3 protein-coding genes are annotated in these 8249 nt (G+C 40.8%); all 3 read right to left on the minus strand.

Annotated elements, in window-relative coordinates:
* Nucleotides 1–452: 452 nt before the first annotated feature.
* Entirely contained in the window at nucleotides 453–3068 is a 2616-nt protein-coding gene (locus tag AB4160_RS10655; RefSeq protein ID WP_372004556.1) for an endonuclease, read from the minus strand.
* 63 nt (nucleotides 3069–3131) lie between these two features.
* Nucleotides 3132–6269, minus strand: a complete 3138-nt coding sequence (locus AB4160_RS10660; RefSeq protein ID WP_372004559.1) for an ExeM/NucH family extracellular endonuclease — start codon at nucleotides 6267–6269, stop codon at nucleotides 3132–3134.
* 34 nt (nucleotides 6270–6303) lie between these two features.
* Nucleotides 6304–7356 (minus strand): hypothetical protein, encoded by a 1053-nt coding sequence (locus AB4160_RS10665; protein WP_102531596.1) that lies wholly within the window; start codon nucleotides 7354–7356, stop codon nucleotides 6304–6306.
* Nucleotides 7357–8249 lie beyond the last annotated feature (893 nt).

An 8249-nucleotide genomic window follows, 5' to 3' on the forward strand; every position in this document is an offset into this window, starting at 1 on the left:
ACGTAAATCAGCCTCCACAGTCAAAGTTCTGAGTTCAGATAATCACTGCAACGCTATAACGAAGATTGCCTGCCACTAATCTTAAAGTTCACTCAGCATGATGACAGGCAGTCATAACTCTTAAAAGCTCAACCTGATTGAAGTGACTGCTTTCCGTTACTTTCGTTAACCCCCTTCCCATATAGAATTTTAAGGCCAATATTCAGGCCTAATTCCAGGTGGCGCATGCCCACCTGGTTCTTTACCTATGGATAAGAATGTACTGACCTTTATAAAAAAAATGAATGAGACAAAAAAAATCAATTGAAAATAAAAAAGTCCACCAGCACAAAGCAGGCTTTGTACTAGTGGACTTTTATTAAGCCCTTGTAATTGGGCTAATTTAATCTTTACCGTTTATTTCTAAGCTATATATTTCTCAAATTTTAACTCAAAAATAAACCTTCAAAAGCTTAAGATTGACGTCGACGCCATAACAGCGGTAATAACATTAGCAAGCCAGCGCCTAAACTACCTGCACCATCAGGCTTGCTCCAACCACTCTCTTGTTGGTTTTTCACATCAATACTGACATTGGTGCTGTATTGCTCTTCGCCATCACTCACGAAAAGTGTAAACACTAATGTTTGATCAACATCAACGTCAGGTGCAGTCACATTCAGCACTAAACCATCAGCAGTGTAATCCGCACTCATACCTGAAACTTGTGTCCAGCTATATTGTAATCCTTCAGGTTCATTGGCTATGGCTGCTGTGATCACTGTGCTGTCACCTTCATTTAACTCAGTTGTACCACTAAAGCTAATATCAAAGGCTAATGGCACATTGACCACAGTTACACTGACGACTTGTGTAGTTTCAAGCGTGCCATCACTTACCGTTAGGGTAAATTGTAGTGGCGTATCGCTAGTTATTTCAGGTGCTGTTAGCGCAAGAATTGAACTTGAAGCATCAAACTCTAGCTCTGGACCTGCTGTTTGCTCCCAGTTAAAACTAAGCTCAGCTTCGTCTTTAGCAACGGTTTCAGAAGCATCAATAATAAATGCTTCAGCTTCGTTAACAGATTCAGGCGCAGCTATGATCACATCAACATCTAGCTCTGGCTGAAGTGGATCATCACATTGCTCACCATAAACCGCTTGTACCCATTCAGGGTAATCTACATAAGGGTTACGGTTGCCTTGATAGGTATAGATTGCATCGTTACGCTGAACATCGGCATCATCGACAGGATCTTGATGGTGCCAAGAGTAAAGCGTACATAACTTGCCATGAAGCGGTTCATTATTAGAAACCTCATCACTCGTTGTCATGCGGTCAACAGCAATCAAATCTGGCATATTAGAATCGTTACCTTGATAACGAGTATCCATATACATGATCATCCGCGCCACATCACCTTTAACTTCATCTCTTGGCTCAAAACAGCGACCGCTAGAATCAACAAAATTACCCGGTGCATCTGCGATTTCTGTAGCAGTATCACCACATTCAGCAAAATCGTAATTACTGCGAGTAGAGTTAACCTTCACATTCGTTGGACGTAAGTGATGTGCATCGGTGTAACCAAGTTGAGACTCACTTGGGAAACCATGACTTTTAGCCCAAACGTGTTCACGGTTCCATTCGTCTGCAGCGTTGGCTCCTTGGCTATTATTTTGCTTTGATATTGAGTTACCAGTATAAAGCTCAATAACGTTGCTCCTGTTTGCCGGATCTTCATCTGAGTAAGTCAGCGCTGTCCACACTTCTTTATAGCTCAATTGCTGATGACCATTAGCAATGGTAATTGAAATCGCATCTTTCATTGCTTCAGCATCGTCAAAGCTACCGCTAAGTACGTCGGTATAATAAACGTTAGGCTCAAAAGCATCAGGATCTGCGACAGGTGTTAGCTCGACACAATTATTACAAGGTGTTGGATCGGGTTCTGGATCTACTGGTGTATCACCACAGGCAACTTCGCCCATACAACCTAGACCATCAGCAGTGTCTATATCAAAGGTAATCCACTGATTATTTGTCCCAGGGAAGTCACCGTAAGCATCGCTGTCACCTGCAGTGATGCTAGCTTTACGTCTTAACGTTTTATCTTTAGTTGAGAAGTCTGGATCATTTAGATCTGTCCATGCACCATCAGGCCTTTCACCAAGTTTACCAATACGGTCAATGACCACATCGTCCTTGGTCAACATTAATGCGTCATCACCATTAAAGTAAGTAACTGTTGATTCAGTACCAACTTTAAACTCATCTGCTGCGCCACTGTTATAAAACACAATGCTCTCACCTGCAGCCAACATACCTGATAGCGTTTCACTATTACCCGGTTCTGTAGCGCCGTTAGCATATAGTGTCAGTTTGTACTGAGCGGCATCTAAGTCAATTGCACTGCCACCGACATTAGAAAGCTCAATTGCTTTGTTATTACTACTGCCTTCAATATATTCAGTAATAATAAGTACACCAGACTCAGCAACACAAGCGCCTTCACCAGGACAACCTAGTCCATCGGCAGTGTCTTTTTCAAACACAACCCATTGATTATTTGCACCAGGGAAGTCTGCTGAGGCATCAGTATCACCAGTGGTAATACTGGCCTTGCGTCTTAAGGTTTTATCTTTAGTCGAAAAGTCTGGATCGTTTGGATCTGTCCAAGCGCCATCAGGTCGCTCACCCAATTTACCAACACGATCGATAGTCGCACCATCTTTGGTCAGTACTAACGCATCATCGCCATTAAAGTAAGTGACTGTAGATTCAATACCAACCTTAAACTGTTCGTCAGCACCTGCATTGTGATAAACAATGCTGCTACCCGCAGCTAAATTACCCGTCAAAACAGCTGTATTACCCGGTTCAGTTGCACCGTTAGAGTACAGGGTTAATACATATTGAGCGGCATCTAGGTCAATATTACTATCGCCAAGGTTTGAGATTTCAATCGCTTTATTATTACTACTACCTTCAACATATTCGGTAATAACCAAATCTGCATACGCAGCCGTTGAAGCAGTGGCTAATAGCAGGGTAATTGCTTTAGCCACTGAAGTGATTTTATTATTCATAGTGTTATCTTTTTATTAGGTGGTGAGGTGTCACCGAAGTGAACACCTCACCTGGGGTTGAACCTATTTGTGATTACGGCGACGAAGAGCTGATAAACCCAGAAGGCTTAACAAGCTAAGTAAACCAGTACTACCGCCACTACCATCATGTCTTTCTTCTTTTATTTCAGCGACTAACGAGTCTCGATTTTGCACTTCAATATCGAAAGAAAGTGAAGAACCCGCAACCACTGCACCGTCGCGTTCAAGAGCAACTTTAGCGCTGTAGCGCGCAGATGGCGCACCGAAGACTTCAAAGTTAACTAGGGCTTGACCATCCTGAGTTAACACCACGTTGGGCTCAACGAGTTGGCTCAAATCCAGTTGCTCTTTATCATCTTTAGGCGTCAGTTTGATGGTGGCGACATCGCCAGTTAAAGCGCCTGCAATCTCTGGGATCTGATATGGCACCTTCATTAACTTATTGAGTTTGGTCAGATACATTGAACGGCCTGAATCAGCCTCTCCAGGCAAGTAACTTAAGGTCACTAATGCTGGATCGTGATCTGAAGAGCGGAAATGGTCTTCAGCATAGAACTTATTAAATTCATTGCTGTAGTCACCCTTATACTCATTGTTGTAATCATAAAGGCTTGATTCAGCAGCGTTGATATGCCAGTCAGCAGCATCGATTACACGCTCTTCTAGCGAAGGTGAAATAAGAATGTGATCAAGTGAACCCACCTCATCGTTATAAGAGTAACTCCATGGGGTTTTACCCTTCTCTTCGAATATTTTCGAAATAATATTAATGTACCCGTAACTATTAGTAATTTGTACTGGCGAACCATCTGTATTGAACTGTGGTTTGCTACCTACAAAAGTATGGCTTGCGGTCATTAGGGTTTTGTTGCGAGGGTTTTCAGTCAGAACCAACATTGGGTCTTCTTGGCCGTAGGCGTTAAGGTCGCCTAAGATGATTTTGTCACCCTCAACGTCTTTAAGTTCTTCAGCTAATTGTACTGCACCTGAAATACGGAACTCTGAGCATGAGCCTTGAAAATCAAGATCTGGAGCATCTTGGGTCCACTTAGTAGCATCACCAAACTCAACTCCTTGCCAATCTTCCCAACAAGTTGAACCTTTAGACTTAAAGTGATTAACCGCTAGAGTTAAGCGCTTGCCTGTCTGGTTAACAAGGAAAGTAACCACAAGTGCGTCACGATGATAGTTTTGACCGCTTTCTAAAATCTCATCATTATTGTCTTTAATCACCTCGTTATTGTCATTAACAATGGTCGGCGCTTTTTGCTGTGGCATCGTAACAACACGGGTACGCTCGATGCTTAATTTACTCGGACGGTAAATAATACCTGTCGCTATCGCATCTGAACCAAGGGCATCTAGTTCATCAAGTACACCATTACCGTTATGGTCAAAGCCAACGAATACATAGCGGTTTTCGGTTGAGTATGGCTTGTCATAGTTATCTGCGTATTCGTCGTTGTAGTAAACGTTAACTTCATTAACTAAATCAGCAACAGCACCATTAAGGCCAAAACCATTATTTTCCATTTCCATCAAACCGACTACATCAGCATCTAGCGCACGGATGGCTTCTACTAATTTAGTTTTTTGTTGAGAAAATTCAGTAAAAGTATCAGCACCGCGGCTTTGGCCGAATTGGTTTTGAGCACCACCAAATGGTGAGTTGAAATAGTTAAATAAATTCTGGCTAGCTATGCGGATAGCAAACTCGTCATTTGTTACTGTTTCATCGATATCAGGGCTGTCAGTTCTAGGAAGGTTATGAACAAAGTTATTGTTATTTAGCTCGTTAGTCACAGTTAAAGCATAATCACCAAAGCTATAACTAATCACCCCTTCCATACCCACGACACTGTCATCGATACGGATGTAATTATCCTCTGGTGCGATACCAAAGTTAGGATAATAAGGGATGTCACCGTTAGCAGCAGAAGTCGAACTTTCGATAACTAAACGATAATCATCATTTTGCGCAGCTGCTGCATAAGATTCTGGTGAACCAGGTACATTAAGCTGATTTGGCTGTAAATTAGGTCGCTTGTAAGCCAAAGTAATGTTGTTACGGTAGCTGTCGTAGTTAAAGCTGAAACTACGTGATACACGCATATCTTGATTGCCATCTTCAAGCGGATTTATATCTGCAGGCAGATTTACTAACATGCCTTCATAACGATTGAGTGTGGTTTCAAATGAACCACCATCTGATTCTAGCATTTCAATATCAGTAGCCACAGTCGGCGTGAACTCGCTATTGGTCACTTCCCAATCATCGGTCGCTAACTGAGTTTGTCCATAGCTTTCAGCGACTTCACTGCCTAAACAAATCGTGCGGCCAACTAGCTGACTATCTGCACTGCCACTTTCAACAAAGATACCATCTGAGGTTAATGGGTTGCCATCAGCCACTACATCACGTAAGTAAAAACCTTTTTTCGGTAAACCAACAACGGCTGTTACCACACCTTCAACGGCAACACTTTCACCTTTTAATGGAGATGGTCCGCCCGTACCTTGGATGTCACCAATTGTGGTTAAATCAGCACAAACAAATGGCTCATAAGCTTCAGCTAGATTTGGTGTACCCACAGTTGAAATATCAAGTGGACTAATTACTTCCCACTGCGAAGCATTAAAGGTTGCAGAAGGAACAGGTGCATTACCTTCACTATCCATACGACGGCGCAGCGTAGTGTCTGGAGCCCAAACGCTGGTATTATCTGCAGCGCCAACACGGTCAATAATCACATCGCCATTTTTAATGTAGAAACCATCATTACCACTTAGGTAAAAATCGGTGTAACTGGTATTTGGGTCACCTTCACCAATTACGTAATCACCTCCGTTATCAGTAATGATTTGCTTATACTCGTCGCTAGCATCTTTGTTTAATACCACTAAAGATGTACCAGGTGCAATGGTAAGGCCTGATAGTAATGGCTGACCACTGGCATTGAGCATGACATTTTCATACTTACCGTTAGCCCACATATACACGGCGGTGTCATCGGTAAAGGTAAATTCATCGGTAGCGTGGGTATTGGTGATTTCCACAGAGCCCAATTCAGCCCCATAATCTTTTTGCACCATTTCGGTGATCAGTAGGTCGTTGACTGCAGCATTAGCGCCGACACTGATAATACTGGCGATGGCCAGTGAGAGAAAACTTTTCTTCATAGTAAACTCGATAATTGTTTATCTTGGAATGAAATTAGAAATACATGCGCACATAGGCATATGCAGCTTCTGGCGCTTCGCCAACTCGGGCTTCTACTGACACAACGATGTCTCTTGCTGGACGGTAGTTGAAACCTAAGCTTGCCCATTGGCGGTCTTTACCAAATTCAGCTGGCAGCTCGGAATAGTCGTAGTTAGGGCCTTCTACATCCCAACCTTCATATTGCTCATGATTTGCTGAAGCAATAATTTCCCAAGACTCATTAAGATCGTATTTACCACTTAACGTCATGCCATAATTGCGGAAAGTTTCGTATCCAAGATACGTATCACCACTCTTGCGAGTTGCTAGATCTTCATCTTCTAAAAAGGTATTGAAACCTAATGCAAAATCTGAGGTGATTTGAGCGCGAATACCTAAGCCGACAAGCATTTGCTCACCATACTTAGAGATCCCTTCTGAGCCACCACGACCTTCGACACCCACGACAACGGAAACAAAGTCTGACATCCAGCCAACATAACCGTTGACAATATCACCTTGTAAAGCACCATTCTTGTGCTTGCCTTCATAGGAATAAGAAACGCCGTACACCAAGTTTTCAAACTTAGCTTCATATTTAACGGTATTTTCTTGATCGCCTGCTTCACCGGTTTCTACCGATTTATTGAAGGTAAAATCACCAAAATGATCATACTCATCAAACGCAGTATCTGTTAAACCCAGCTCAATCCAGTGATTATCGTCAAATATATAACCGACAAACATTTTGTCGATGGCAAGTTCAAACTCGCCATCACCACCAAGCCAATTTCTACGTTGGTAATCCAGTTCTAATCGGTAGATAAAGTTTTTATTCTGTCCTGCTACACCTAACGTGGCAAAACTATCATCGACATAGCCTTTAGTATCGTAAAACTCATCATGGTTATAATCTGAATTGGTACCAAAATGACCCCCAACACCCACTTCACCAAATAGGCGAATATAATCTCCATTGTCTCCTTCTTGTAGTGTGACTGCACTTGCAGCATTCACACAGAATAAAGAGGCTAAGGCGATTGCAACGGTTGTTCTTCTAAACATCGCATTTATTTCCATTAGTAAATTTCAACCCCTTCGCAATAGGTTGAATTCGGGCTTAATAATTATTTATGTGAGGTTGATTTATCGGCAGGAAGAATATACAACGCGGTTATACATAAAACATATAACATATAACAACGAATTAACATTCAAAAGTCTTTGAAATGAACGAAGCTAGAAATATTCAGCCAATTAGATCACAATTTATCAACATGAGCAATTGAGGCTGCTCAATAAAACCGCAACCCTACACAAAACAACCATTATTAAAATGAAAAATGATTACTAAATGTATTTACACTTAAAAATTAGCAACATTTACTTCGACTATTTTTTATAAAAAAGCCTTTTGTATCAACACCACGATATTAAGTAAGCCACACTCTCATAGCAAGAAAAACTTACGATTAATATCACAAAAACACCCTTACCACTTGAGTTAACATTTATTTAATAATTATCGCATCCCGAGGTAATTATTAACCAGTCAAACCTTTTACTTAAACCGATATATTTAATAAAACAAAAATAAAACCTTAATACTCATAAAACAAACAAGATCTAACCATATACTGAAACAAAAAATTAAAGTAGGCATCAATTAATGTATATTTATAAAACAAACAATTTTTTGTGCAAAACTTATACAACTTATAACTTTTACATTGATAGAAAAGCTGATCGTTTATAATTATCCATTCATAAAAGCAAAACCAATAAAGGTTAATTAATGCACAGCATCATCAATGTTTATATTATTAACATTGATAAAAAACACGAAAAATATTGAGAAATTTTCATTGGAATTAAGATAATTGGACTGTTAGATTGTTGGATTGTTGGATTGTTGGATTGTTGGATTGTTGGATTATGAATGAGGGTGTAACAGATTC

The sequence above is a fragment of the Shewanella sp. 10N.286.51.B8 genome, from assembly GCF_041469325.1.
Lineage (GTDB): Bacteria > Pseudomonadota > Gammaproteobacteria > Enterobacterales > Shewanellaceae > Shewanella.

Bases quoted from the DNA above. Each gene is read 5' to 3' on its own strand.
- AB4160_RS10655 (WP_372004556.1), bottom strand. From the start codon at position 3,068: ATGAATAATAAAATCACTTCAGTGGCTAAAGCAATTACCCTGCTATTA.
- AB4160_RS10665 (WP_102531596.1), bottom strand. From the start codon at position 7,356: ATGTTTAGAAGAACAACCGTTGCAATCGCCTTAGCCTCTTTATTCTGT.
- AB4160_RS10660 (WP_372004559.1), bottom strand. From the start codon at position 6,269: ATGAAGAAAAGTTTTCTCTCACTGGCCATCGCCAGTATTATCAGTGTC.